The 26,515-nt window shown below is 40.9% G+C and carries 35 protein-coding genes; 13 read left to right on the forward strand and 22 right to left on the reverse strand.

Annotated features, from left to right (window positions below; genetic code table 11):
• Positions 1–285 precede the first annotated feature (285 nt).
• Positions 286–513 (reverse strand): hypothetical protein, encoded by a 228-nt coding sequence (locus tag WC841_04805; protein ID MFA5828645.1) that lies wholly within the window; start codon positions 511–513, stop codon positions 286–288.
• Between the two features lie 173 nt (positions 514–686).
• Here WC841_04805 and WC841_04810 point away from each other — a divergent pair, with 173 nt between their 5' ends.
• From WC841_04810 to WC841_04825, 4 genes are all read left to right on the forward strand, one after another.
• Complete coding sequence (locus WC841_04810; GenBank protein MFA5828646.1) at positions 687–1,913, forward strand: hypothetical protein; 1,227 nt, start codon at positions 687–689, stop codon at positions 1,911–1,913.
• A 193-nt stretch (positions 1,914–2,106) separates the two neighbouring features.
• Positions 2,107–2,712 carry an SIS domain-containing protein gene (locus WC841_04815; GenBank protein MFA5828647.1) on the forward strand — a complete coding sequence of 202 codons (606 nt, stop codon included), beginning with the start codon at positions 2,107–2,109 and terminating at the stop codon, positions 2,710–2,712.
• Positions 2,699–2,917, forward strand: coding sequence for a hypothetical protein (locus WC841_04820; protein ID MFA5828648.1), 219 nt, complete (start codon positions 2,699–2,701; stop codon positions 2,915–2,917). Before WC841_04815 ends, WC841_04820 begins: the two co-directional genes overlap by 14 nt.
• 376 nt (positions 2,918–3,293) lie before the next feature.
• Complete coding sequence (locus WC841_04825; protein ID MFA5828649.1) at positions 3,294–3,956, forward strand: hypothetical protein; 663 nt, start codon at positions 3,294–3,296, stop codon at positions 3,954–3,956.
• Positions 3,957–3,970: 14 nt separating this feature from the next.
• Here WC841_04825 and WC841_04830 read toward each other — a convergent pair whose 3' ends face one another.
• The 8 genes from WC841_04830 to WC841_04865 all read right to left on the reverse strand — a co-directional run bounded on the left by WC841_04830 (position 3,971) and on the right by WC841_04865 (position 9,550).
• On the reverse strand, positions 3,971–4,378 hold the full coding sequence (locus WC841_04830; protein ID MFA5828650.1) for a DUF3795 domain-containing protein: 408 nt from the start codon (positions 4,376–4,378) through the stop codon (positions 3,971–3,973).
• Between the two features lie 2 nt (positions 4,379–4,380).
• Entirely contained in the window at positions 4,381–4,791 is a 411-nt protein-coding gene (locus WC841_04835; GenBank protein ID MFA5828651.1) for a DUF5655 domain-containing protein, read from the reverse strand.
• A 35-nt stretch (positions 4,792–4,826) separates the two neighbouring features.
• On the reverse strand, positions 4,827–6,215 hold the full coding sequence (locus WC841_04840; protein MFA5828652.1) for a hypothetical protein: 1,389 nt from the start codon (positions 6,213–6,215) through the stop codon (positions 4,827–4,829).
• 131 nt (positions 6,216–6,346) lie between these two features.
• Positions 6,347–6,958, reverse strand: coding sequence for a hypothetical protein (locus tag WC841_04845; GenBank protein ID MFA5828653.1), 612 nt, complete (start codon positions 6,956–6,958; stop codon positions 6,347–6,349).
• 192 nt (positions 6,959–7,150) lie between these two features.
• On the reverse strand, positions 7,151–7,648 hold the full coding sequence (locus tag WC841_04850) for a nucleoside deaminase (GenBank protein MFA5828654.1): 498 nt from the start codon (positions 7,646–7,648) through the stop codon (positions 7,151–7,153).
• Positions 7,649–7,651: 3 nt separating this feature from the next.
• Positions 7,652–8,122 carry an HAD-IA family hydrolase gene (locus tag WC841_04855; GenBank protein MFA5828655.1) on the reverse strand — a complete coding sequence of 157 codons (471 nt, stop codon included), beginning with the start codon at positions 8,120–8,122 and terminating at the stop codon, positions 7,652–7,654.
• A 1-nt stretch (position 8,123) separates the two neighbouring features.
• The gene (locus WC841_04860; GenBank protein ID MFA5828656.1) at positions 8,124–8,936 is read right to left on the reverse strand and encodes an inositol monophosphatase family protein; all 813 of its coding nucleotides are present in this window, start codon (positions 8,934–8,936) and stop codon (positions 8,124–8,126) included.
• A gap of 233 nt (positions 8,937–9,169) precedes the next feature.
• Positions 9,170–9,550, reverse strand: coding sequence for a hypothetical protein (locus WC841_04865; GenBank protein ID MFA5828657.1), 381 nt, complete (start codon positions 9,548–9,550; stop codon positions 9,170–9,172).
• Positions 9,551–9,756: 206 nt separating this feature from the next.
• Between WC841_04865 and WC841_04870 the strand changes: the two genes are divergently transcribed.
• From WC841_04870 to WC841_04880, 3 genes are all read left to right on the forward strand, one after another.
• A complete protein-coding gene (locus WC841_04870; GenBank protein MFA5828658.1) occupies positions 9,757–10,002 on the forward strand; it encodes a hypothetical protein in 246 nt (81 codons plus the stop codon).
• Between the two features lie 103 nt (positions 10,003–10,105).
• Positions 10,106–10,516 (forward strand): NUDIX hydrolase, encoded by a 411-nt coding sequence (locus WC841_04875; protein MFA5828659.1) that lies wholly within the window; start codon positions 10,106–10,108, stop codon positions 10,514–10,516.
• Between the two features lie 134 nt (positions 10,517–10,650).
• Complete coding sequence (locus tag WC841_04880) at positions 10,651–12,783, forward strand: acetate--CoA ligase family protein (GenBank protein MFA5828660.1); 2,133 nt, start codon at positions 10,651–10,653, stop codon at positions 12,781–12,783.
• Positions 12,784–12,792: 9 nt separating this feature from the next.
• On the opposite strand, the gene WC841_04885 is transcribed toward WC841_04880, so the two are convergent.
• Positions 12,793–13,551, reverse strand: a complete 759-nt coding sequence (locus tag WC841_04885; GenBank protein ID MFA5828661.1) for an SDR family oxidoreductase — start codon at positions 13,549–13,551, stop codon at positions 12,793–12,795.
• Between the two features lie 117 nt (positions 13,552–13,668).
• Here WC841_04885 and WC841_04890 point away from each other — a divergent pair, with 117 nt between their 5' ends.
• Complete coding sequence (locus WC841_04890; GenBank protein ID MFA5828662.1) at positions 13,669–14,169, forward strand: hypothetical protein; 501 nt, start codon at positions 13,669–13,671, stop codon at positions 14,167–14,169.
• Positions 14,166–14,963, forward strand: coding sequence for a [Fe-Fe] hydrogenase large subunit C-terminal domain-containing protein (locus WC841_04895; protein ID MFA5828663.1), 798 nt, complete (start codon positions 14,166–14,168; stop codon positions 14,961–14,963). Before WC841_04890 ends, WC841_04895 begins: the two co-directional genes overlap by 4 nt.
• Here WC841_04895 and mltG read toward each other — a convergent pair.
• A complete protein-coding gene (gene mltG, locus WC841_04900) occupies positions 14,955–15,947 on the reverse strand; it encodes an endolytic transglycosylase MltG (GenBank protein ID MFA5828664.1) in 993 nt (330 codons plus the stop codon). The genes WC841_04895 and mltG overlap by 9 nt on opposite strands.
• Positions 15,948–16,007: 60 nt before the next feature.
• Positions 16,008–16,208, reverse strand: a complete 201-nt coding sequence (locus WC841_04905; GenBank protein MFA5828665.1) for a hypothetical protein — start codon at positions 16,206–16,208, stop codon at positions 16,008–16,010.
• Positions 16,209–16,314: 106 nt separating this feature from the next.
• Here WC841_04905 and WC841_04910 point away from each other — a divergent pair, with 106 nt between their 5' ends.
• Genes WC841_04910 through WC841_04920 form a run of 3 tightly spaced genes read left to right on the forward strand, consistent with a single transcriptional unit; the run spans position 16,315 to position 17,322 of the window.
• Positions 16,315–16,578, forward strand: a complete 264-nt coding sequence (locus WC841_04910) for a hypothetical protein (GenBank protein MFA5828666.1) — start codon at positions 16,315–16,317, stop codon at positions 16,576–16,578.
• Between the two features lie 29 nt (positions 16,579–16,607).
• A complete protein-coding gene (locus WC841_04915) occupies positions 16,608–16,829 on the forward strand; it encodes a hypothetical protein (GenBank protein MFA5828667.1) in 222 nt (73 codons plus the stop codon).
• 22 nt (positions 16,830–16,851) lie between these two features.
• Positions 16,852–17,322 carry a TspO/MBR family protein gene (locus WC841_04920; GenBank protein MFA5828668.1) on the forward strand — a complete coding sequence of 157 codons (471 nt, stop codon included), beginning with the start codon at positions 16,852–16,854 and terminating at the stop codon, positions 17,320–17,322.
• Between the two features lie 90 nt (positions 17,323–17,412).
• On the opposite strand, the gene WC841_04925 is transcribed toward WC841_04920, so the two are convergent.
• Both WC841_04925 and WC841_04930 read right to left on the reverse strand, forming a co-directional pair.
• Positions 17,413–18,111 (reverse strand): D-alanyl-D-alanine carboxypeptidase family protein, encoded by a 699-nt coding sequence (locus WC841_04925; GenBank protein MFA5828669.1) that lies wholly within the window; start codon positions 18,109–18,111, stop codon positions 17,413–17,415.
• Between the two features lie 479 nt (positions 18,112–18,590).
• Entirely contained in the window at positions 18,591–19,712 is a 1,122-nt protein-coding gene (locus WC841_04930) for a hypothetical protein (GenBank protein MFA5828670.1), read from the reverse strand.
• Between the two features lie 179 nt (positions 19,713–19,891).
• Here WC841_04930 and WC841_04935 point away from each other — a divergent pair, with 179 nt between their 5' ends.
• Complete coding sequence (locus tag WC841_04935; GenBank protein MFA5828671.1) at positions 19,892–20,914, forward strand: phosphotransferase; 1,023 nt, start codon at positions 19,892–19,894, stop codon at positions 20,912–20,914.
• A 118-nt stretch (positions 20,915–21,032) separates the two neighbouring features.
• Here WC841_04935 and WC841_04940 read toward each other — a convergent pair whose 3' ends face one another.
• From WC841_04940 to WC841_04975, 8 genes are all read right to left on the reverse strand, one after another.
• Entirely contained in the window at positions 21,033–21,458 is a 426-nt protein-coding gene (locus WC841_04940) for a nuclear transport factor 2 family protein (GenBank protein ID MFA5828672.1), read from the reverse strand.
• Between the two features lie 123 nt (positions 21,459–21,581).
• Positions 21,582–22,232: a YdcF family protein gene (locus WC841_04945; GenBank protein ID MFA5828673.1), complete on the reverse strand. Its 651-nt coding sequence runs from the start codon at positions 22,230–22,232 to the stop codon at positions 21,582–21,584.
• 86 nt (positions 22,233–22,318) lie between these two features.
• Positions 22,319–23,212 carry an alpha/beta fold hydrolase gene (locus WC841_04950; GenBank protein MFA5828674.1) on the reverse strand — a complete coding sequence of 298 codons (894 nt, stop codon included), beginning with the start codon at positions 23,210–23,212 and terminating at the stop codon, positions 22,319–22,321.
• 134 nt (positions 23,213–23,346) lie between these two features.
• On the reverse strand, positions 23,347–24,294 hold the full coding sequence (locus tag WC841_04955) for a hypothetical protein (GenBank protein MFA5828675.1): 948 nt from the start codon (positions 24,292–24,294) through the stop codon (positions 23,347–23,349).
• Between the two features lie 287 nt (positions 24,295–24,581).
• On the reverse strand, positions 24,582–25,019 hold the full coding sequence (locus WC841_04960; GenBank protein ID MFA5828676.1) for a GNAT family N-acetyltransferase: 438 nt from the start codon (positions 25,017–25,019) through the stop codon (positions 24,582–24,584).
• Between the two features lie 118 nt (positions 25,020–25,137).
• Complete coding sequence (locus tag WC841_04965) at positions 25,138–25,470, reverse strand: hypothetical protein (GenBank protein MFA5828677.1); 333 nt, start codon at positions 25,468–25,470, stop codon at positions 25,138–25,140.
• Positions 25,471–25,631: 161 nt separating this feature from the next.
• The gene (msrA, locus tag WC841_04970; protein ID MFA5828678.1) at positions 25,632–26,117 is read right to left on the reverse strand and encodes a peptide-methionine (S)-S-oxide reductase MsrA; all 486 of its coding nucleotides are present in this window, start codon (positions 26,115–26,117) and stop codon (positions 25,632–25,634) included.
• The gene (locus tag WC841_04975) at positions 26,114–26,473 is read right to left on the reverse strand and encodes a methionine-R-sulfoxide reductase (protein MFA5828679.1); all 360 of its coding nucleotides are present in this window, start codon (positions 26,471–26,473) and stop codon (positions 26,114–26,116) included. Before WC841_04975 ends, msrA begins: the two co-directional genes overlap by 4 nt.
• Between the last annotated feature and the right edge of the window lie 42 nt (positions 26,474–26,515).

Consider the following 26,515-nt stretch of genomic DNA (forward strand, 5'->3'; position numbering starts at 1 on the left):
CTTCTATGGCCGCCAGCTCTTTTGGTGTAGAAAGCTTGTTTTTTTCTAAAAGGGTAATTAACTCTGACGAATTTAGCGAGGGCATATATAAGAATAACAAATTTTGGCCGGGGGATATTGCTATTAATACTTGCGGTGGTTTTGGCGTTTAATCGGATAAACTGTGCCTTAAACTCAAAAAGGACAGTTTGATCTCCGCTATCTCGAGGTGTTGGGAGTAGGTTCGTCCAGAAGAGATCCGAGATCGATTACGATTTTATGGGTGTCACCCTGAAAAAAATCAGATTATGGGTTCTCACGAACACATCGAAGCAGTAAATCCTGATCAGAAATGTCGCCGCCTGACAAGCCCTTTGTTGCTCTAAGTTCCGCGTATTGTGCCTGTCTTACTTGTAAAAAAGCCTGTTCCACTTCCTCACTAAGAGGAATATTGGCAACTTGAGCTGTATGTCTTACCACCAAGAGGACACTTCTGTCTTGGTGAGATAATGGAAGTCCTTTTCGTTCTGCCATAGTGAAGTGTACCACCATTAAACAGCAATGTTGCAATCGAAAGTATAGTACCTATAACAATTTGACTACACATATGATAGATGGTAAAATCCGAGCATTTCAGATAGTTATTTTTAAAAGTCACCGGTACAATCAGGAAGATCCGGATATAAAATAAACAAAATATATACAATATGGGTGTTCTAGAAAAACTGAAAAGTGGTTTGATCGGAACAGGTGGGGGTTCCTTTGGTAACGGGAGGGTAGAGAGCCAGACCGTAATCACAGAGGAAATACCCGGTACGGGAATGCAGACAACGGTGGGAAGATCACCGACTTATGAGAGGGGGACACCCGAATATGAGCGGCTATCCCCCCAAGGCAAGGTAAGGGTTGATGGGGCTAGGGATAGGTTTGCCGCCAACCGAAAACGGGCCGATATAATATCCCAAGCGCAGGGTGGCTTGGAAGCCTTTTCGTCGGTAGTTGACCGGCGGCAAGCTACTCCCGAATACCTGAGAGTTTTAACCCCGCAGGTTGTTCCACGGGAAGAAGTATTGCGAGTGGCAGAAGGTATGGTTGATGCCTATGACCAACTATTACATGATCCGTCCAGGCTTGTCATATATGAACATAGTATAGACTTTACCCCAGTTAGCAACCTTGACCCGGGACTTGTGAGGAATCTGCCAATAGACCGGGAAGTCCGCCATGGCCCGAAAACCGATGGTTGGGCCGTTAATGTCCTCCTTAGACAAGAGCCCGATACCGAAAGTTCGCTTTGCTCGCGGTTAGTAATCGCTGATGCTGTGGTATCCGTTACCCCGGATGTGACTGAAACGGAAACAGCACACGTTAGACTGAGCCCATTGGTGATGGCATTTGAAGGACGAAACCTACTGACTCGGCCACTTACTACTTACCTGTCCTCTCAGGCGGCATCGTTGGTCACCGCGGTAGCAAGAATATCGGCAAAGGGACCAACTGAAGAATTTATTGCTGCCGGGTTGGGTACACGTGGGTCGGAAAATGAATGTACCTCCGAAGCGGACGCCAGACTACATAGAATATTTGGCGAAACTGAATGGCATGTTAATTGGGTATATGGAAAGCGTGATTTTTCTGATGCCAGACAACAAAGAGCACAAATATTATGGGCTACAGAACGAAATCGAGCCGAAAGCGATGCCGCAGGGGGGAAATTTGAAAGAGAGGTTAATAATGCTCTTTCTACTGCAAGTAGTGAGCAAATTGTACAACAACTAGGTACTGATAGAGTTGATAGATTGGTTGATCTCGGAGCAGCAATTGGTGGGACCTGGCCCGATAGAGTGGGAGCATTTGCACATGAGAGACTTACGAGGTTGGGTTCTCCGGACAAGAAAGGTGGCCCCCGACTGGTTTTTCCCGGAAAAAGATAAGACGCAACTTTTTGTGGTTTAGAGGATTTCCGTGCTGTATATTATTGGTATGTCGATGTATGAAACAATTGTAAGAACAGCCGGGTAGTTTGCTTTTGAGCCAAAAATTATTAATGAAGAAAACCTGAAAGAACATAGCGGATATGTGACGGTAGGAATGGGAGGGTCATATTTGGCGGTAGGATTGGTCTAAATGTGGCTGCCGGGATTGGACATAATCAGGCATCAGAACTACGGACTGCCCGTAATTTCCGAAGCCAAACTTAAAAAGCGATTGATTATTTTTAGCTCGTATTCCGGGAACACGGAAGAAGTGATTGACGCATATACAAAAGCCGGCGAGATGGGATTAAACAGAATAGTAATTTCCGTCGGCGGGAAACTTTTGGAGTTGGCGAGGCGGGAGGGAGTAGCCTATATCCAAATGCCGGATGAAGGGATTCAGCCGCGGTCGGCGCTGCCTTTGAGCCTAAAAAGTATGCTCCTGATTTTAAGGCAAAAAGAATTGCTATCAGAGATAATAAAGTTACAATACGATTTTCATCCGGAAAAGTGTGAAAAAGAAGGCAAGGAATTGGTAGAAACGCTTAATGGCCGGGTGCCAATAATATATACAGCCAGCCAAAGCGCCATTTTGGGATATGTCTGGAAAATTACTTTTAATGAAACCGGGAAAATACCGGCATTTAGTAACGGTTTTCCCGAACTTGACCATAATGAAATAGAGGGCTTTGGAGTAGAGGAAACGACGGCCCGACTTTCGTCTAATTTTTTATTTTTTGTCTTTGTCAGACGGTGATGATAATTCAAAAATAAAAAAGAGAATGGAGGTAACGGCTAAATTGTATGCGGACCGAAAATTACCAACCAAAATGGTTGAGCTTTCCGGAGATAATAAGTATCTGAAATTTTTTAATTCCAGGGCAGTAGCGGAATTTGCGGTTTTTTTACTGCTAAAAATTACGGACTGGAAGCACAGCAGGTGCCAATGGTGGAAGGACTGAAAAAAATGTTTTGAAGAAATATGTTATTTTGAATATATAGAAAGTCTGCAAAAATCTGACCTTCTTTTGGTTTTTACCTATGCGCCGGCCGGACTGGGACACCCGAGGGTAACGGATGCGACTTCGATAGAGATTTGGTATGTACCCGGAGCAAAATATGGTGTTCCTCTCTACAAATCTTCCTGACCCGCTTCTTTCTGGCTGCAGTTGTAGATTGTGAATTTCTTCAGGATCAAACATGGTGATTGGGGCAATATATATTCCGTTAGGATGCTTGTTAAAATTTGTCAACATAACTTGAAAGAAAGAGGGATGATACCGTGTAATTGATTGGGTTTAATGAGAATGCCGAAATTTATTGTTACAATATGTGATTATGCCAGGAGAGAGATCCGGCTTTTTTCAGTCAATCATTGAGTCGGCAAATAGCCGTCGTCTGGAGTCTAAAACCGGGACTTTTCTGCGCGAACATGACCTAACGGTCCACACGACAGACAGACCCTCTTATCCATGTTTAATTCTGTCAACTCATCCGACAATCTGGGATACGGTATTTTGGCGAACAAATGAGAATATGTACCATGCGATAAATAGTGCGGCAAGTAGAAAAACAGGTGTCGAAGGTCTTGATATGATGTTGGCCCGGACAATACCTGTGTATCAGGGCGAAAAAAGATTAAGGACCTACGATCTAATTGCCCGGATAATATCCCATGGAGGGCAAGTTGTGTTAAATCCGAGCGGAGAAACAGCCTGTAGTAACGATGTTCCGTCGCCGGAAGAAATAAAACTTGGAGCCATGTATAGGTCGTTACAGAGATCAGACATCAGAACAGTGGTGCCGGCTATTGTATGGGTTGATGGAGAAATATGTATCGACGGTACTGTCGGCAGTGCGAGTAAGGTGAATATCATTTTCTCGACACAGCCAATGGATTTGAGCGAGGTCGATTTTCGGCTCGATCGTGCGCCTCCAAATATGGCATTGAAAATTTGTAGAGAATGGCAAAGGTTGTACGCGGAGGCTAGCGGAGTATAGAATAGTTTTTCGCATTAAATACGGAACCTCGGACCGTCCGATTGAATAGTTTTTTCTGGATATCGTTTCTTGTCGTGGACGCAAAATGTACCGTCTGAATTTACCCACTTTTTTTCTTCCTTTTCAAGAAACGATGATATCCCCTCTTGTTGAATTGTTTTTAAATTTTCTATCTCGCTCATTCCGTATCTATCCTGATATCTTTTATCCAAGTGTTTTAGCCTGTCGCAGGGAAATTTATCACAGTTGAAACAGTAATCTCCGCGTCTATCCTTACAAAGTTTAATCCCGCATTTTATGCATTTTCCACTGACCTTTCTGCCACTTAAGCAGCCCGGGCATTTGTTTTTTTCCCGCAGATGATGAAGACAAAGCCCGCAATTCATACCGCAGGGAGCAATAAGGTCTTTGTTTACGGCCATAATTATTTTAATTCCTTCAAGTGATAGGATTCTTTAAGCCAGCCGATAACTAAGTCATCTATGTCGTCAACTGAGTAAATATCAATACAATCTTTGTAAAAATGTTGAGATAACGGTACTGTTTGCTTCACTCTTTTATCGGTGAGAATTCTGTCCAAAGCAAACCTGATTTCCAACCTGTCTTTTTTGGGCAGAGCGGCCAGAAAATCATAGTTGCCAAATAGATGGATACAACAGGGAATTGAGATTACTTGGCATTTACCGATTTTTTCTTCTATTGTCTTTTTCAAAATGCAAAATAATTCCAGGGCTTTTTCTTTGCCCTTGAAATGAAAATCCAGGGGGACTTTTCGGCAGGAGTGGGGCTGGGAGTTTTTGGCGAAAATTCGACTGCAGATTTGACACGTCCACATATAAGTTATGATACTCCAAAAATTAATTTATCGGACTAATTTTGTACTAATAACTTATTAACATATTCCAGGGCCTCAACCTGTTCTTTTTCGAAAATCCGGATGGTTTTTTTCCTGAGAGACGATGGGAGGGAATAGGAGGTATGGATGCCAAAAAACTCTTTTACCAATTTATCTTTTCTTTTTTCAGCTTCATCTAAATAAAGTTCGGCAAATTGATCAATTAATTCGCCTTTGGTTCCGTTTTTGTAAGCCAAAAGAAAGGCCAAAAGCTGCTCGTCCCGGCCTAAACCACTGCCACCATAAGCACTGTCTTTTGTGACCTCACCAAAAATTGCGTAGAGATCTTTTTTCCCGGAATTTAGCATTTGTTTACTTCGAAAACCGATTTTTTCCGGATCAACTCCAAGTGCCTTAAAAAAGATATACATGCGGGCACATTTTTCACAATTACCACACCATAGACTTTTTTTTGCCTCCGGATCATCGGAGAAGCACGACATCTGGAAGCGGCCGATATCGGGATAGCGGTGATGGAGGATATAGCTGATAAAAATTTCATGAATCGGCTCCACTAGACTGCCAAGATGAGTATTGATGGAAAAATGTTTTGGGATTTCCTGGAGCAACTGCATACCGGCCACGCTTTGTTCGTAAACCGGGTTTACCAGATAACCCTCATCGTCTAAGGCATTGTAATTACAACTTTGTTCATTGCCAAGGAAAATATATTTTGCCTGGTGATAAAAAAGATAGGGAATTAAAACAAAGACATATTGGGAAAGGAGAATATCCCAGCCCCAGTATGATTGATCTTCCTGCCTGAGGCGGCCAAAAGACAGGGGAATAATACTGACATCTTTTTTGAACTTTTTATAAAATCGGTCGGCCAACTTTTTTTTATGGGAATTCTCGAAAGCACATTGGGGTTCTTTCATGAAAAATAGATTGATACCAACCCCAAGTTCGTCAAGTAAACCGTAGGTCAAAAGACTATCCTTGCCAAAGGAGAAAAGAAGAATGGCTCTTTCTTTTAGACTTTTTTTGAGTTTTTTACCCGAGAAATTGTAGTTAAGAGCCTTATACCGAGTTTGGGAGTTGTAGTTGAAAAAATTTCTGATTAACTCGGAGTTTTTGGGTTCTTTTTTCTGAAAGACACTGGAGGCGATTGAATATAAAAGAATTTTGAAAATTATCGGCTCGACAATCGGATGGGAAAAATGATAAACCAGACTGCCGTTTTCAATCAAGGGGAGGTGCCAAGTGGCAAGATAGGAGAGGCTGTCGGCAAATATTTTGTGTAGAGGCTTGGGGAATTTTTTCCAAATCCGGCGGGGGTATGATAATTCATATTTTTTTTTCCTGACTTTGATTTCGACTCCGGAAGTGGTGAGTTTTCTAAAAATATGTAATTCATTTACCATTTTATGTATTTTACATTATATAAATTTAATAAAATATTATTGACAGTGGGATTTGCTTAATTTACCAGAAACGGATCACAGGGTGAAATATCCGCCGAAAGTGGAAAGATTATCAAACTATTACCAAAAAACTATTCCGCAAGTCTCAAAATTTCCTTTTCCAGCAAAAGTTCATTTTCCTTAAATTGGTTCCACCATATTTGTGGTTTTTTGGTCCAACGATTTCTGTATGTATCTATACAGTAGTCTACCCTATCCTCAAAGTTAACGTCTTTGCTTCCTTGAAGAGACCAATCGGCATAATGAATTATTTTTACCTCCAAAGAACCGGTCAAATAAACCTGATTTCCTGTCCAACCGATACTGAGAAGAAAGTCCGCTAGATCATCAAAACCTTTTTTCCGAAATATATTTGCCAAAACCTGAAGTTCATGACCATCACTCCCATATTTTTTTCTAAGTTTTTTCCATCTTTCTATTTGCTCTTTTGTTGCCGGAGGTGCTCCAAATTTTTCCGGAGCTAATTCTTCAATTGTTACGATTTTTGCCATATCGTGAAATTTCGCCCCCAACTCGACAAGTTCCAGGTTTATACGGTTGGCTTTTCCGTTTTTCAATATTTTACCGGCAATTAATAAGGCTTTTTTTGCACACGCTTCACAGTGTTCGGAAATTATTGGTAGAACATCTAATTCCTCCATTAACTCTCGTGTTTCCAGGCTAGACGGAATCTTAATCTTCATGTCTCAATTTTAACAAACAATAGTCGTAAATACATCAAACAATTCAAATCTGCAACACAAACATATTACGTAGATTTCCAAATAACTATGTAATGGATCACTAAAGAGAGGCTGAAACATCAATTATCTTTCCATATACAAAACCTGAAACCCATTTATAGACGGCAGTGGTAGCATATCAAGATAATGAGGCTAACTATATAAGTTTGCAGTCTTAGCGTTACCTTTTGCGAGAAAAAACTTTCGCATTAAGTCCTTTGATTGCCCTTTCAAATCTTCATAAGGCTCGGATACTAGTTCTATGTTTGGGAAAAAGTCCTTAAACATTATCTCACTTTTTAAATCGCCGATACCGCCTCTATGTGGGTCCTCTAGTGCCCAATAGATTTTCTTGATATTAGTTCTAGCAATAAAAAAACTGCAACCGAAACACGGTTCCAAAGAAGTAAATAAGATATTTTCGCCTGTCGCATCTTTTGATAACGCTAATCCCGATTGCCTAATACAAAGTATCTCTGCGTGAGCAGTAATGTCCTTTTGGGTTGTGTTCTCATTAAACCCTTTAGCAATTATGTTTCCCTGGCTATTTACTATAATTGAGCCAATAGGATAATTGTCTTTTTCAAAACCTTCTTTTGCCAGGTCAATGGATAGCTCCAAGTATTTTCTAATTTGTTCTTCGTTTAGCATAGGTTATTTTAATTGGCTTATCTTTTTAACAACGCTTGCATTATCCAAAAATTGAATTGTATTCAATCCAGCCCGGGAAGCGGCTTGTATGATTGTTTGACTATCGTCTATATAAATAACCTCATTCGGATTTTTAGCTAATTTTTTAGTCAGGGAAACATAGGCTTGCGGGTCTTTTTTTGATACTCCCATTACTTCTGCCGATAAAATACCTCTAAAAATCCCTGCTATCCTAGTTTTTATCTCTTTGGCGTTTTGGATTGAACCAGAAGTAAAAATATAAAGATCAAACTTTTTCTTAATTGTTTCAAGGTAAGCGAGTAGTTCTTCGTTTAACTCAAAATAGTCCAAAAATGCATAGTTTGGATTTTCTGCAAGAAGCTTCTTGTGCAAAGGATTTAAGTCTTCTTTATAGACCTTATCCTTGGCAAATAATAAAACTCGGGAAAAATCAAAAATTATCGTGTTAATCATATTATTGTCTTGGCTTTTTTAAGAGGTCTAAAACAAAATTAAATTTATCACCTTTAATAATTGTTGCTCCCGTGCCAGGTAGAGCTATATAGTCTTGAAGTTTCAGCTCCTCACCTTTATCGTCATAGACCTTTCCGCCAAATGCTCTACAAGCAACTGCGGCAGGTATAATATCCCACAAACCAGCAATTTGAACCCGGTGAACTGTGATTGCCGATTTGTGTGGGTTTATGACTGTATAGAGAGATTTTAGCCCTAATGCGGCTTGTTTTATTATACTTACACCAGACATATTTATAAGTTCCCGTTCAATAAAATCGCCAGGTCTTTGGTCAACATATATCGCATATTCTTGTGAGTATCCCCGAGTATTGTTTTCCCTAATTAAGTTATCTGGATTGTTACCGTCTATAAGAATCTTTTCTTTTGTTATAAAGTTGTAGCAAGCACCAAAAGTGGGGATACCATTTTCTACTAAGCCTAAAAGGAGACAGAAGTCGCTTGCTGCACCTAAATCCTCTTTAAGAAAATCTGTGATATCACCTTTATCTATGGCCTTGTTAACATATTCCAGATAACCCAAAGTTCCGTCAATCGGATCAATAGTTAAATAGTTGCCCGACTTCACAATTTCCAGGACTTTGTCTCCTTCCTCCGGAACAACTTGTAAATTATTGCTTTGTGCGATTTTTACCAATCTATTTTCTATTTGCTTATCGCAGTGTGTGACTACACTTTTGTCTGCCTTATGTTCCGCACTTATGGGAGTATTAAGAGTGAAATCCAGAAGCTCGTCTGAGGCTTCTACAATCATTTGGTTAAATAGCGAAAATGCTTGGTCTTTGGTCGTAGATTAGATTATAAACTACTTTAATCTATACCAAGGCTCCTTTGTCTTGGTTTCCTACTCTGAAGTTTCCACCTTCACTTGAGTTTCGACGGACGGACGAATGAGTCAATCAGGACCGCTGAGGGTGGGAACTGCTTAATTTATCCGGACTGAATCACAAGGTAAGATAACTCACGAACAGTGGAATGATTTTAGGACTATGCCAAATTGGAAACAGTAATGTTTACTGTTTCCTCGACTGATTTCACTGAAACATCAATTACCTTTCCATATACAAAACCTGAAACCAATATATAGACGGCAGTGGTAGCAACAGTACCGTAAGATTTTTGTCGGTGTGAATCCCTTTGGATGCAAACGCGTAGGGGAGCTGTCAGGGTGAAAACAAAATTTTTCGGGAAGTTTTTTATCAGGTCTTCTATCTGATTACGATGATAAAAATTCCCGTCAACCACAACCGATATTCCATTTTTGATAGTTTGTTTTATTTTGGGAAGAATATATTCGTTGACCTTTAAAAAACTTTTTAATGGGATGCAGCCTTGTTTTTCGTCTATATTGTCAAGATTTTTTTCCAAAAGAACGTCATCAACAGAAATATAATCTCCGTTTATACTTTTTGCTATTTTTTGGCAATGGTTGATTTACCAATCCCCAACGGACCTCTGATGATTATTAGTGAGCCCATGACTGATTATACATAAGTTCGAAAATCGCTCCGGATGCTCCACCGCTGCGGACCAGGTTAGTACTTGTTTTGTTTAGTTTTGTGATAGACTTCAGTATGACAGAGGTTAAAAATGTTCTTTGTGTATGGAACGTTTCTGAATGGGACAACGAGCACAAAAGGGCATTGGGGCAGGCGGTAGGAGAAGGGTTGGCTACCGCTTCTATATCATCCGAAGGCCTAGCGACAGTAGTGGCAAGGGAGGATGTATACCCTCAATTATACCGTAGGATGACTCAAATTTTGAACGAACCGGGCGTACCGATAGCGCCAGCAGCTGAGGCGCCCAAATCAAGGCAGTAGCGGAAGCTGAAGTTTCTACCTACACTTAAGTTTCGGCGGACAAGCCGGCGGACCAGACGAATCAATCTGAGCTGATGTTTACGAATGGTTGTATAATCTGCCCATGAATAATAAACTACCTCCTTGTTGTTATAGGGTATCGATTAAGGCATTGATATTTAAGGATGAGAAAATACTTTTGATAAAAGAAGCTGATGGCAGGTGGAGTTTACCTGGTGGAGGACTAGAGGTTGGAGAATCGTTTTCATCAGCGGTTACAAGAGAGTTGGAGGAAGAAATTGGTGTGAAAGCAACAAAAGTTTCCTCTCAACCTTTATACACCTGGACGCTTGTAAGTGTTAATAAACACGGTAATTTAGTTCCTAAAGTAATTTTGGCTTTTGTTGTTGAAACAGATTCTTTTAATTTCAAGAATGATTCTAGTGAAAGTGTTGAAATAAATTTCTTTTCAAAATTAGAAATACTAACATTGGACTTACATCCAAACGCGCAGGAATTATGTAAAGTTCTCTAGTTTATGACTGGGTATAAAAAGTTGGAACCTGTGCGTTAAAGCTACGGCGGACGAATTAGTCAATCAGGACCTGAACGAGCGGGAGATTAAATCTGAAAAAACATAAATTCGTAAATTTATGATAGCCTAAGTTGATGTCGCGCGACCTATCCGGTTTGTTTAATCCAAAATCAATTGCGGTAATCGGGGCATCCCGGTCGCCTAAAAAACTCGGGGCGATAGTTCTCAAAAACATAAATATCTCCGGTTTTTCAGGCCGGGTGTATCCGGTTAATCCTAATGTTTACAATGTCGGCCCGGTGAAATTTTACCCGGATGTGGCTAGTCTACCGGAAGTACCTGATTTGGCGGTGATTGCGATTCCCGCGGGAGGAGTTTTGGGGGTATTGGAAGAATGCGGAAAGGCGGGGATTAAAAATATTGTCATATTTTCGGCCGGATTTAAGGAAGCCGGAGAAGAGGGCCAGGCACTGGAAAAACAACTAATCGCGATTGCGACTTATTACAAATTTAATATTCTGGGGCCAAATTGCCTGGGTTTTGCCTCGACTGTCCCCCCGCTTAACGTGACTTTTGGCCAGGTTATCAAAAACCGCAGTAGTTTAAGATTTATATCCCAATCGGGGGCTTTGGCCTCAAGCTTGTTTGATTGGTGCCAGTCGACCGGTCTCGGTTTTAACAGTTTTATAACTATCGGCAACAAAGCGGTAGTTAATGAAAACGATATTTTGGAATATTGGCTGCCACAACTGGGCAAGAGTAGCGAGACAACACGACCGGTGGGTTTATATCTTGAGTCAATCGTGTCGGGCCAGGATTTTATTAAAACCGTAAAACAAATTACCCCCCACAATCCCGTATTTATTTTGAAACCAGGCAGGTCGGCGGCGGCGGTAGAAGCGATGCGTTCACACACCGGGGCTATTGCCGGAGAAGATAGAGTGCTTCGGGCGGCTCTGGCTGAAGCCGGGGCGATTCATTGCCAGGAACTGGGTGATTTTTTTGATTTGGCTCAGGCGTTGGCGTGGAAAAACGCTCCCCGCGGCCCACAAGTAGCCATAGTTTCAAACGCCGGCGGGCCGGCGGTAATGACAACTGATACGGTGGCTGACTGCGGGTTGGAAATGGCTAAGTTTAGCCGTGCTACCCACCAAAAATTATTGGAGTGCCTACCCCGGGTGGCCTCGGCGCTTAACCCGGTAGATGTTTTGGGTGACGCACTGGCGCAGCGGTTTGGAGAAGCTTTGGAAATAATTTTGCAGGAAAAAACAGCCCACGCGATAGTAGCGTTACTAACGCCGCAACTGATGACGCAGATCGAAAAAACGGCCGAAATAATCGGAAAACTATCGGCCAGATACTCTCAGCCAATCTTTTGCTCGTTTATAGGCGGCTATCATACGGTTGACGGCAAAAAAATACTCAATCAATATAAAATTCCGAATTATTCTTATCCTGAAAGAGCAATTAAAGTGATCGCCAAAATGTGGCAATGGCAAAACTGGCGCAAACACAGGTCGGTATCCCGTCTTTCGGGACGACTGTTAACGGAAAATCTGCCGGGGGTGGAAAAAATTCTTAATCAAGCAGTAGCGGCAAAATTACCAACGCTTGATAATCTACAAGCTGACAGATTGATGGGGATGATCAAAGTGCCCACTCCCCCGACTGAAGTTATCACTTCTGTAAACCAGGCGGTAATTTTTGGCCGAAAGTACGGTTGGCCGGTGGTTTTGAAATTATCGTCGGTGGGACTTTTGCACAAATCAAATGTGGGCGGGGTGATTGTGGGCATTAAGTCGGCCCGGGAACTTACCAATGACTTTAATAAGCTTGTCCGCAAGACAGCTAAACTGAAAAAAGAAAATGGGCAAGAGACGGGAATCCAGATTCAGAAACAAGTGGTGGGGGGAATTGAAATAATATTCGGGATTCGACGTGATGCCTGTTTTGGGCATATCTTTTTGTTTGGCGCCGGAGGCAAGTATGCTGAAGTTTTGGATGACCATAACTTGGGATTGTTGCCCATTACTTTGGAAAAAGCCAAAAAGTTGGTGGCGAGGAGCAAAATATTTAAAATGTTGTCGGGGTATCGGGATGATCCGCCGTATAACCTCAGCAGACTTTATGAAATTATGATGACTCTGGGGCAACTGGTAACTAGCTATCCACAGATTAAGGAAATTGAAGTTAACCCAATGATTATTACTCACAAAGGGGTTTGGGCGGTGGATCCCAAAGTTATACTGAATCAGGAAAATAATTGACAGGTCAATCTAATACGCCGTCCAACCGGAGTCGGCAGTAATGACGGCCCCGTTTACCAAACTGGAATCATCTGAGGCGAGAAACAAGGCCACTTGGGCGATCTCGAGAGGTTCACCCATCCGGGGATTATTGCCCACGCCCGACATAGCTCGTTCCATTCCAAATTTATTGGGGTTATCGATGGTTTTGCCGATATTGGTATTGACACCACCGGGGGTGATAGCATTGCAGCGGATACCCTCTTTGGCGTATTGAAAACCGATGTTTTTGGTTAACCCGATTACAGCGTGTTTTGAAGCGGTATAGGCGGCGCCGGCACGTGAACCCTGTAATCCACCAATGGATGAAATATTGATGATATTCCCCTTTTTGTTTTGGGAAAATATCGGCATGGCTTTTCTGATAGTGCGCATGGGTCCGGTGAGATTGACACCCAGGACTTTTTCCCAAAGCTCATCGGTAACATCGGCAATAGGGACAAAATTGTCCATAATACCGGCATTGTTGACTAAAATATCCAGAGTTCCATAAGTCTTGACGGCAGAATCAATAAGGCTGTCCACCTCTTCCTGGCGAGCGACATCGGCGGAAGCGGCAGTGGCAATCCCATGGGCAGCGGTAATTTCCGAAACTACTTGCCCGACACCTTGCGCGTTGATATCCGAAACAATTACTTTGGCCCCTTCTTTGGCAAATAAAACAGCGATGGCTCTACCAATACCGCTGGCGGCGCCGGTGACAATGGCAACTTTGTTTTCTAGTTTCATTTGGCTAAATCCTTCTGAATGATTAATTATATAAATTTGGACTTATTACTAAATAGTAATTTTACACATAATTTTATCTTATTGCAGCGGATGGAAAAAAATTTGCTAGACTAGTCTATGAATTTTGAAAGAATACAGACGATTGCGATCGAAACGGTGATGGATAGCAAAACAAAAGAAGTGCTTCTGACCCTCGGCTTGGTGGTGATACCGTTTGTGTGGAGCGGGCCACAACTATTGGTTGGTTCAGTGGTGAACATGTTGTTGTGTTTGACGGCGGCAAATAGTCAGCCGAAAAGTTGGTGGATAAAGGCGGCTTTGCCTAGTTTGGCGGTGGTAGCCCGCGGAGGATTGTTTAGCTCTTTTACCCCATATCTTTTGTATTTATGGCCAATAATTACGTTAGGGAATTGGGTATTTATGAGTATTGGTCAAAGTAAACTAAAAGTTTTAGCAAAAATTAAATTGCCGGTGGCGGCTATAACTAAAATGGTGATACTTATGACCGGGGCGACGGTATTGGCTCAACTAAAAATAATACCGGGGGCCATGGTGGGCAGTATGGGGATAATCCAATTAGTTACGGCTTTAATTGGTGGAATGCTTGCTGCCTTATGAATGAAAGTCAGACCTTAACAGAGCTTCTGAAAAATGGTAGCCCATTGGTGGCGATGTTGGCACCGTCGTTTCCGATTGTTTTTAATCCAAAAACTATTGTTGGGCAATTAAAGCGGGCCGGGTTTCAGCAAGTGGTTGAGATTTCGGTGGGAGCCAAACGCACCAACGAAATGATTATTGAGGCGCTGAAAAAAGACGAAACTTCCAGATTTATTGCCAGCCCTTGCCCTAATATTGTCAGAATGATACGAACAAAATTTCCGGAAGCGGTAAAGTATTTGGCCTTAAGCGCTGATTCACCCATGGTGGCCACCACCCGCATAGTTATTGAGAAATTCAGCGGTAAACGACCGGTTTTTATCGGCCCGTGTCTGGTAAAGAGACTGGAAGCCGCGCAAGATTATCCGGAACTAAACATTCTTTGTATAACCTATAGGGATTTACAACAAATTTTTGCTGATCTAAAAATCGAAGAGGAAGAGAGAGATAAAAATGTAGCGTTTGATTTATCCGGGGAAGAAACCCGACTCTATCCTATTTCGGGCGGATTGGCTCAAAGCAGCGGGGTGAGGGATCTTCTAAGTGACGATGATATTGAAGTGGTATCAGGGGCGAAAAATGCAGAGGAGGCGGTGAAACGGTTTCTTGACTCTGACCATCTCCGGCTTCTTGATATTCTTTTCTGTGAGGGAGGGTGTATCAGCGGCCCGGGAATTGACAGTCCATTAACTTTGGAAGAAAGGCGGAAAAAGGTAACTGATTATTGGAACAGACAAGTTGGTCAACTACCGTAAATATTTTTCAATATTGTGAAGATGCTCTTTGTAGGTAGGGGCGCAATGAATCTGCCGGTTATTGTCATGAATATAATATAAACAATCGGTGTCTGTCGGGTTTAAGACAGCTTCGATGGCATCTATCCCGGGATTACTAATCGGGTGAGGAGGCAACCCTTTGTATTTATAGGTATTGTAGGGAGAATCGATATTCTTAATATCGCTAGATTTTATGGGTGACCACCAACCTTCGTCGGTTTTGCCCCGGGCGTATTGCACCGTGGCATCGATCTCCAGCTTCATATCTTCTTTCAAAAGCCTGTTCCAAAGTATTCCGGCAATAAGGGGCATATCAGCTTTGCCCGCCGCTTCCCTCTGAATTATGGAGGCAAGTCGAAGCCCGGTGGTCCAAATAATATTTTGTTTGGCAAACTGTGGGAGGTAGGGATCGAATTTTTGGTTGAAACGATTGATCATCCGGTTGGCAATATCCAGCCCACTTTCCCCAACGGGGATAAGATAGGTGTCGGGGAAATATACCCCCTCATGATAATCGAGTTTCATGGCGGTATAGACGGTGTTCCATTTGTCTAGATCGTCGGAGGTCCAATTGAAAGTTTTTGTAAAAATTTCGCCAATTTCTTCTTTTCTTAACCCTTCGGGGATAATCACCCATTTCATATCGGGCGATGTGGTAAGTTTATCCGCCACCCGCCAGACATTCATGTTTTTTGAAAGGAAATATCCTCCCGGCTCGATTTGGTTGTGTTTATTTTTTATATACAAGACTAAGTTGAAAGCCAGAGGACTGCGGATAAACCCCTGACTTTTTAATTTGTCGATTATCACCGATTCGGCTGATTTCAAGGTAACAGTGAAAACTTGGGTGTTTTGAGTTTTTGGCACTGGAGCGCCAAAAAACATGAAGTAGGTAACAGACAAACTTACACCAACAGTGAGAAATAATCCTGCGATTATTAAGACAATTTTATACTTCGTCAAATATCTTATTATATATGCCCGGTGAGTAGTCTCCTACACTGAAGTTACTACGGGCTGCTTTTATTCTTGGTGAATTCCTAAATTTTGTACTATTTCTCTCCTTTGGACAAAAGTGGCTTCGCCTTCTGCCATTGGCATTGGTCTGAAGCCAAATTTATCTTGTAAATTTTGCGCCCTTTTAGGATCAGTTACCATTGCTATGGTACCTCCATCATTGATAAGAAACACTTGGAATGAACTTCCCGTTATTTTCTCATACATAATTTATTGTAGCAATAATTTTATTATATTCAAGATTTTACTTAACTTTCCGGTATATGCAACGTTCTGCTACTTTAGAACTATTCGGTATGGATTATAATTATTTATGAAAACAATTTATAAAAGAATTTGGCCAGATATGTTTGATGGCGACAAAGAGCTTTCGCTTGATTTTCGTTTAGCTGATTTTGAACTTGAAGTCGGAGATGAAATTGCTTATCAGGAATGGGACCCGGCAATAAAACAATATACCGGGCGAGAATATAGAAAAATAGTTAAAACATTAGTTAATTGTGAAAGCCCGACAAGATATTGGACGGTTGAGGAGCTTAATAAACACGGATTGTATCTGATGGAATTTGAACCATGAACCTGACCAATGAAAGTTATACGATAATTATGGGCACCAAAAATTTTACCGAAAAGTATTTCAAAGACAAATCGGGGTGGCTTAAAATTTCAGCAAAGGGCAAAGAATTTCGAATGACGGCCGAACAAGTTCTCAATCATATATTGCCGGCAATAGCGGGGATTAAAAAGAATTTGATAATAAAGGTGGAACACCGGGACAAGATTCAGGGGCTCCCCTGGCGGGTAGTAATTGGGCAAAAGAACCGATAGAATAATATTAGGGAAAAACGAGATGAAAAACTTGTCAAAACTTTTTGTTTCGGTGGTTGGTTGTGAATTGGTCGGAATTTTGGGGACGCCGTTTACCCTGTCGGCAATCCCGGGATGGTACGCGGGTCTTAACAAACCATCTTTTGCTCCACCCAATTGGCTTTTTGGACCGGCCTGGACGACTCTGTATTTCTTGATGGGAGTGGCAATTTATCTTGTCTGGAAACAGGGGTGGAAGAAAAATGAAGTCAAAACGGCCGGCAGGTATTTTTTGGTACAATTATTTCTTAATTTTATCTGGTCACCGATTTTCTTTGGGTTGAGAGCACCAGTGGCAGGACTAATAGTGATTGTGGCAATGTGGGTGATGATTGCTATGACCATGAAGAAGTTTTATCCCCTATCCAGGCCGGCGTTTTACTTACTACTACCGTATATTCTTTGGGTCAGTTTCGCCACCATGCTTAATGCAGGGATTGTATTGTTGAATTAAGAAGTTTGAGTTGGTACTCGCCACCCCGGACTTGGTTAGGATCTCGATGTGGGGGGGGGCGGCTCGGTTTAGCGGAATGATATTGGGACTCTAATTATCACTATATCCCCAATGCCATGGTTCGAATATTATTCCAAACGTGTTGTTTTTTGGATATGATTGGACGAATCCAAATTTTGAGGCATTTTTTTTAAGCCAACGGTATTCAACCGATCGGGCAAAATTTAAAGGTTTTTTATCAGATGGTAAACCGTTTTCAGTGATAACATCTATGGCTGGTTTGGTTGATGAACAATGTTCACTATATCCAGGTATGGCCACTCTTTTTGTAGTCATTCCAAAATTGAAACTATATATTTTAAAATAATAAAGAAAGGTAAGACATTGATAAATCGGTGATCTATAAGCTGAATCTATAAGTAGTTTTTTCTCTAAATCGGTTGAAATGGACTTATTCATTTGGCTATATGCTTCAAAAACTGACTTTCTTAAATACTGGGTTTCAATGTGGTGGATTTCCCTCCTGAACGTATATTTTTGATTTTTTATGGCCGCTAAATCATTAGGAATCGCATCAAGACCTAGATATGGGCCACTAAATCCATATTTGGCCGGATCAATATTAAATATTTCATTAATTAGTTGATTTTCTTTGGCGGTTAATTTCTGGCCGAGAGTTTGTTTGTCAATTAAAACTATCTGATCAACCATTTCCGATTTAAGTTTTTCAAACTTCTGCAAGATAGATTCGGTCGTTATTTGAACTGATTTATCGGACCAGTTGATCATATTTTCTTAATCTTACTATAAAATACCATGTGTATTGTGGTGCATGCCTGGTGGAATAATTATTCAGAGGTAGAGAGGTTTTAGAACTTTACAATCTAACTTTAACAGGTCCTCCATCTCTTAAGGGACAGCCGGTGGAACTAACAGCCGTGATATTTCGACAGCCCCAAGTAATACCTGCTGCGATAATGGTATCAACATCAATATCACACCTTGCTCTACCAACACCCTGCTCATATTGTTCGATTTCAACAACTGGGGTTCCTTTAGTCGCATCAACTAGTCTTTGTTGGATTGCCGGACAACTCCCTCTAATAGCTTCAAGTAATGGATAGCACATCTGGTGAAATTTACCCTACATAGTCAAATATGTCAAACAAACTTAGGGCCTGGACAGTGGTCCCCCGCTCCGCCAATTGGCGGATACGACGAACGAGCGTCTCAATCAGGACTGCGGTGGGGGGGGGGTGTTTAACTTGTTATTCTTTAGTTAAAAGCTGAGGAGTACAAGGCTTAGTGAATAATGTTTCCACCAGTTTGTCTTTATTTGATGTTTTTCGATAAAGGTCAGACAAAAAGTTGAAAGCTGAATAATAAATCGGCGCATATTTACCAAATATTGGATCAGTGGAGAAATTTATTATTTGACGAATAGTGTCATCAGAAATATAGTACCGGCTGATTTCTTTTTTTATATCTTCGACACTTCGGTCATCATCATTAAAAAGAAAAGTAGCCAGATTTTGGAGGGCAAAAGTAAGGCGGTCATAATACCAAGTCAGTTGTTCTTCGAGATTTGATTCGTTGGTAATTTTGAGAAGTACGTAAATTCCTACGGCGATAGCTTCGCTAACAAAAGTCTGAGGACTGAGGTTGATAACCAATCCGTGCTCACCGAAACCCTTTTCAGTGAGCAATTTATCTTTATTTGATAGCTCCGAGTGGTGCCCACCATAAACTTCGTGGGAAGCCATGCTGAACAAATCGTAGGTACTGAAATGTAAATCAGTGTTTAGTGTTAGTTTTGATTTGAACGGTGCGACATGAGAGTTAAAAGCACCCCACGGTTTATTGATTATGGTTTCAATAAGAAAGCCTTCATCCGGAAAATCCAAAATACTTGGAGGTAGTTTACTCTTGATGATTTGAATAGCTTTCTCAAAAACTGATTTGTACTCTTCCGGTTTTACCAAGTTTTTGATGTAAACCTCTTGACGAGAGAGACCAATTTTGGTTTCTAAGTCTCTAATCTTGTCTTCGAGAGTTCGGATATCTTTTTCCGCGATTCTTGTAATCTTGTGGCCAAATGTTTGTTCGGAAATCTGCTCATATGGCAGTTTCCTGCCAAAATTATTTATTTGAAATTCCAGACTTTTTATAATTTCATTGAGATATCGCTTTCTTCTTTCGTCCGGAATACCATCAACGAGAGACCTGGTTTGATTAATTAATCCATCGACATTATTTTGATCCGGAAGATTTTTTTTAAGGCGAGACAATAAATCATTATCGACCCAAGTTTCGGAAACCATACCAGGAATTAGTTTTTCCAGGTATAATGCAATCTTAAAAATGTTTTCACTAACGAGGTCAATTATCATTGACCAATTCTATCAAAAGTTCCAGAGTCTATGACGGCGGACAAGGAAGGCGAGAACCAATTTCAGGTTCAAGTCGACGTTGCCGGGATAACAGAACGGTTCTAGGGCTACTAAAACCATGAGTTTGTATGTTGCGCGGGGGGAGAATAATCAGGGTAATGTTCTGTGTATAATCACCTATGTTGAGAGACGAAGAAATAATTGAAGAATTAAAGATTCGGTGGAGAGAAGTAGATGATACTCAGCCCAGGAAATTCGACAGACTAAGTGGCGGAATGAACAATCATTTGTATCAAGTAACTAATACCGAGAATACCCGGTATTTGCTCAAAATATACGTTGTTGACGAAACTGATCGCCTAAGCCGGGAGTTTAAGGCCTGTAGTTATCTGTGGCTACACAATTTTCCCGTACCGAAACCAATATTTAAAAATGATATTAAAAACTATGCCATCTATACATTTGCAGAAGGCGGCCCTAAAAAAGCACAAATGGTAACAAAGGATGATATTGATAAGATGGTAGATTTTTTAACCGCTCTTGAAAATTGCCGACCAGATTATTATTTTTTTGATAAAAGCGCCTCGTCTTTTACCCGCCTATCTGATTACGTTAACTATGTAGAAAAGCGGCTAGATACGTTAAAGACATCATTAATAAACGATGCAATTGATGATAGAGTCGACGAATTTTTGAAGAGAACTAAACTAATTACGTTTATTGAGGATGAAAAAAGAAAAATATGTTCCTCAATATATAGTGATGAGTGGAACAGAGAACTTAATATCGATCAACAGGTATTATCTCCTTTAGATTTTGGCCCTCACAATGCCCTGTTTGCTGCGGATGGAAACGTAACTTTTATTGATTTTGAGAAATTTGGTTGGGACGATCCGACTCATGTGGTCGTATCGTTTGTGAACCATATTCAAACCATAGGACTGAGGTATGAATATAAACAGTATTTTTTGAAAAAATACTTTGAGAAATCCAGTTACTCTGGGCTAGTTAAGGAACGATTGCCCAAAATAATTCAAATTGACCGTCTAGGATGGATTGCTTTTTTGGCCAACACCCTCACTCCTGACCGACTCCGCCACTATTTGGATGCTCAGCCTCAATTGGGCAAGGACGAGTATGTGGAGAGGCAGCTTTATGAAATTGAAATAATGTTAGGCGAATTGGCAAAAAAGCTCGATTAAATTACTTTTAAGTAAGAAAAAGTGAAAGTTGGGACTTAGTGTTGAGTAAGCGGTAGCTTTCGTTCATAAAAATATTACCTTCCGCCCCGGACTCAATCATGAGGGCGGCGGGCAGGAATCAATATCTTAATAATCCGTGGTGAGCAATTAGTTTCCAATCACCATTAATTTTTGAATAAGTTTTGCCTGCTCTTCCAAACCACTTGGTTTGAATACCGTCTTTGTTTTCCCAGACAGTATCAACATCAACGACAGCAAAGGCACCATCACCCTCTTTTGATATTTTTATGTCTACAACTTTTCTTTCGTTTTTTACTATCTCGTTTTCACTAAACATTTTTCTATACACTTCTTTCCATCTCTCGTAATTGAATTTACCTAATGGTAATTTCCAATCAATTGGATTTTGAGAATTATTGTCATTCGGCCAGACCCAAACCATATCGGGGTGAAAAATTGAAAGTAATAGTTCAACGTCTTTGGTATCCCATGCCCTCGTTTCCCGATCAACTATTTCCCTTATTTCTTGTTTTTGAGGGTCCATAAATAATTATACAAAAGTTTTCTAACCTAGGGTGGGATGTGAAAAGCTTGGACCTATTGTTGGTTTTGCTAACAGGTTTGAGTCTGGTTGACTCCGCCAATTGGGAAAAGCGGGCGAATTTATCTATTCTTTCGCCAAGTGCTGAGTAAATCCCCTCTTGACCAATTCCCCATAAGCCGCCCACACTTCCGGGGGAATATCCTGGGGGATTTGAAAACCTTTTTGGGGGTAAATTTTTATTCTTTGGGTGTACCCAACCATTAGGTTGATTAATAAGTTTTTGGAAATAGTTTCGTTTGGATAGACCTCGTATGATATTTGTGGGGCAGCAACCATAAACTCCATTTCCGGCCATTGTTTTTTGAGAGTAGCATAGGCTCTTCTTTGCATATATGGCTTCTGAACTGAAATAATTGATTTGATATCCAGTCCTTTTTCTTTGATTAGCTTTTTTGTAAAGATAATGTTTTCGCCGGTGTTGGTTGACTGATTTTCAATATGTATTTTATCTTTTGGGACGCCTAATCTGACCGCTTCGTTTGCAAATATATCGGCTTCGGGTTTACTAAAAAGTTGCCTGGTTAGATCTCCGTAGCCACCGGAAAATATGATGAGCGGGGCGAAACCTGAGAGAAACAATTCGGCAGCCCGATGGGCAACACGGATATCGTTGCTGCCTAAACCCAAGATACAGTCGGATTTTTTGAGAGTATGCTGGAGATTATTGTAGTCCCACAAAATTTTTGCCAATCGGTCGTCTGTATAATCTTTCATAAGTCAGATTATACAAAAGTTCCAGGCTATCTCCCATGGATACAAATTAATGCCAAAAAGGCTTGATTGGATAGCCAAACGGTTTTTTAAAACTTGTTTTTCTTCAGCCAACCAATTAAATATTCCGATAACTCTGCCTCACGATTATCATAAGTATGGGAGGCACCGGGAAGAATGAACCTTTCAAACGAGGGAATATTAATCGCCTTTTCTTTTAGTAAACTTAAATCATCTTCAATACTCCGGACAACGATATCATCATGTTCACCAACTATCGCCAGGGCAGGGACTTTGATCGACTCTAATTCGGGAAATGACTTGGGGTTTCTCATTAGCGGTAAATTATCGGCAGGACAACCGTCTACAAATAAATCAAGAAAGGTCTGAGAACTTAGGTTATACCAGTTCCACAGCATAGGAGTTAATAATTTTCGGGGATTGCCTTCGGCTATATTTTTTTTCGCTTCGTTGACCAATTGTTGATATATCTTTGATTCCCCTGATTCCTTAGCGTTTGCAACCATGTCGGGCGGTGATAAAAGGATTACTCCCGCTAAATTCTTTGGATTCTTTTTGTAGATATAATGAGTTACTTTATTGCAACCCAATGAGTGTCCCATTAGGATAATTTTCTTGTAACCAAGCTCCGTCATATGTCTGTACCAAGCGTCAATATCATACACAGAATCTTCGAATCTTTCATACACCGCTCCGACTCTAACTGACTTGAAAGCGTTTTGTTCATTCATCTCTCTGACGACAATGTCGTTTATATGGTTATAACCGCGATTATGAGAAAAAACGCAACCGAAACCATTTTTTTGCAACGCCCGTCCCACTACATTTCCCCAGTAGTTTTCAATTATGTTTCCGGACATTCCGTGGACAATTAGGACGCCGACCCGTTTGTTGCCGGATTCATAGTGATTACCGGCCAACCTTAGATTATCTTTAGTCCAAACGTAAACTATGTCGTTCATTGCTTTATGATATCACCGGTATGCAGGATTGAGATTAGCATCGGATTCTCCAACTGCTTTGGAATTAACAGGACTGTGTGTGGGTTACAAAACAACCCACCGAAGTGGTGGGTTGTTGTTGCTACTGATATAAATTACCAGTTTCCAAGACCAGCCCGAACCGGGCTTTTGTATATTTGACTTTGATCACCTGAACAGGTGTCATTAGAAACCTCCTGAATCATGGCGAATTCGCCCCAGATATCCGGACCGATTTCTTGACCTTCTGGTGTGTACCAGACACCGTCAGTATTTATTGCGTTGGCGGGCACGGCGACAACCTTTACAAAATAGTTCCAGGTACAGGTTTCATAGACTGCTGGCTCTACCCCTGTGGCAGTCCATGTTAAATTGTTGCCATGACTATCTGCGAAGGAACCATCAACCAAACCCGTTTCGCTTATGGTAGCCTGGAAGTCTCCTGTGTAAAGGATCGGAGCCCTGTCGTAATGTAGGGTTAGGGTATTTCCTGTTACATTGCCTCCTAATGTCCCCCCGTATTCAAATTGTGAAGTTGCGGGGTTTAGCCACCAAAACTCACCGGTAACATTGCCGGATTCGTCCTGGACCAGATTTCGAAACTGACGGTTATCTGTCCCTCCGGCGAAGTCTAGTAGCCAAGTTCCGGCAACATTCCAGGACACAATTTGACCCTGATATGTGCCAGACTGATGGTTGGTTAACCAGGCACCAGAACCGATATATGAATCATGTCCATAATGTCTGTCAAGTAATTTATCACCATCACAATCTTTATTGGATAGCCAGGCATCATTCCATTTCATAATTAAATTGTCTTCTGCCCACTCTTGACACCAAGCAGCGTCTTGATATACATCACAAAAACCGCCGCTGAATAGGTGCCCCTGATAGTTGTATCCCCACTCGTCAAAGCCAGTAGTGATGACCTCTCCCGCAGAGTCTACAAGTGTACCCGACTGAATGGTGGTACAAGTGTCCTTTGCTGGTTTTGCTGCTAATGCAGGACTGGCGGCAAAGGCTAGTGCAGCAACGGAAATAAATAATGAAAGAAGTCGTTTCATACTCAATACTCCTTGTGAAAAATATAACTGGTCTAGTTTATTTATAGGCTTTGGGGAGTCAATGTCAAGCTGCCTAAAAAACTTGTTTATCCGTATCCTTTGTGTATATTTTATTTCAAGTAAAAGGTCAATTCCTACGAGAACTTTTATCAATTTCTGCGAGGAACTGGGTATTTTGTTTCGGATATGACTTTGCCGGAAAATTTAAGTAATTATAATTCCGAAAGATAGAACGATTTTTTTAACTGCTTTGTTAGACCATGCTTGATGGACGGCGGGTGATATGGTTATAAGTCAAACCTAAACATATTTTCAGTATACCTGCCGCCATTTTTTTCATAAAATTTATGAGATTGGTGCAAGTTTTTGTCACTGTCAAGCTTAATTACTTTAATATTTCTGTTTTGGCAGTACTCTTTTATTGCTTCAAATATTTTGGTTCCAACTCCTTTTCCCCGATACGACTTGGTAGTAAAGAAATCTTCGATATGCCCCCGGTGCCAGCCATGCCGGATATTGGGTAGTAAATAAAATGTAGCTAAACCTACTAATTTCCCCCCATCTTCGGCGACGAAAATCTTGGTGTCGTCTCCGACGATGATTTCGTCAAATATTTCTCCACCGATTTGAGAAGGAATATCTTTTGCCTTAAATAAGACGGAAAATTCATCAAATAAACTTAGAACTTGTTGTTTATCTGCGATAGTTGCCAGTCGTACCTTCACAATAAGATTATACCGGAGTTTTTATAAAGAGCTCGTTTAGGGTTTTCTCCCCCGACAGATAGCGGATACGAAGGACTAACGGCTCAATTAGGACGGTTATTGAAAGTAAACTATTACTCTATTTTGATTTAAAAACTTTCTTTGAAACACTACCAGTAAAAAGCCTAAATGCCAATCGTTTTTCTTTTTCGTAAACATAAGGAATTCCCAATAACTGTTTGCAATTTGGGCAAGTAAGTTGTGAAATTTTTTTTAGCGGTAATTTATCTAAACCAGAGTATAAATTTGATTCAATAATTCTATCCAAATATATTCTCTTCAAAATTCCTATACCATCTTTTTGATAATAGAATAAATGAACACCACATTTTCCGCATTGAATATCCAAAAGTCTAGAATGTCCGCCACGAGATTTTTTATATTTATCACTCTTAAATTTTATTTCGACCACTGTCCAATTGTAACAAAAGTTCCAAAGTCCAAGACAGAGCGAGATTGTAGGTGGAAGCACAGGGAAGGGTAACGATGGATTATGAACAGGCAGATATGACTGAAGTGTCGTCAGTCACCGGGGGGGCAACATTGTTCTAAATTGGCAGTTTTTAAATTCCGCTATAAATAACTACCAAATCGAATGAAATGACAAGTGTAACCATTTGGATTTTTCTGAAGATAATCCTGGTGATATTTTTCGGCCGGGTAAAATTCTTTTAGGGGCTCGAGGGTGGTAACTACGGTGTTTTTCCAGCGCCCGGATTTGTTAACGATTTTTATAAAATTTTGGGCTACTTTTTTTTCCTGCAGGTTTCCATAAAAAATGGCCGAACGATAAGAGTCACCGAGATCGTTCCCCTGCTGATTTAAAGTGGTTGGATCGTGAATTTGAAAGAAAAAATCAAGCAGCTTTTTGTAGGAAGTTTGATCTGAATCATATTCTATTTCGACTGCTTCAGCATGGCCGGTGTGATTTTCATAAGTCGGGTTTTTGACAACCCCGCCGGTGTAGCCAACGGTGGTTTTGACGACTCCGGACTGGTGACGGATAAGCTCTTCCAGGCCCCAAAAACAACCGCCGGCTAAAATTATTTTTTTGATCATTTGACGCCCGGGATAAACTTTAAGGAAATTGAATTGACACAATGGCGAACATTTTTGTCGGTTAGCTGCTCACCTATAAATATATGGCCCAAGTGAGCGCCACATTTTGCACAGGTAATTTCGGTCCGAAGACCGTCTAAGTCTTCACTTTTTTTGACTGCCCCTTTAATTTCGTCGTCGAAACTCGGCCAGCCACAGGTTGATTGAAATTTGTCTTTTGAGTTGAAAAGCGGAGCGCCGCATTGTCGACAAACATAAACGCCGGTTCTAAATTCGTTTATATATTCTCCGGTAAATGGGGCTTCGGTACCTTTGTCGAGAATGACCCGCTTTTCCCTGGGAGTTAACTTTTTCATAAATGTATTCTAACATTTTGAGGAATCTAAGCGGAATTTTAT

This window comes from Candidatus Shapirobacteria bacterium (assembly GCA_041659325.1).
Taxonomy (GTDB): domain Bacteria; phylum Patescibacteriota; class Microgenomatia; order UBA12405; family UBA12405; genus JBAZYN01.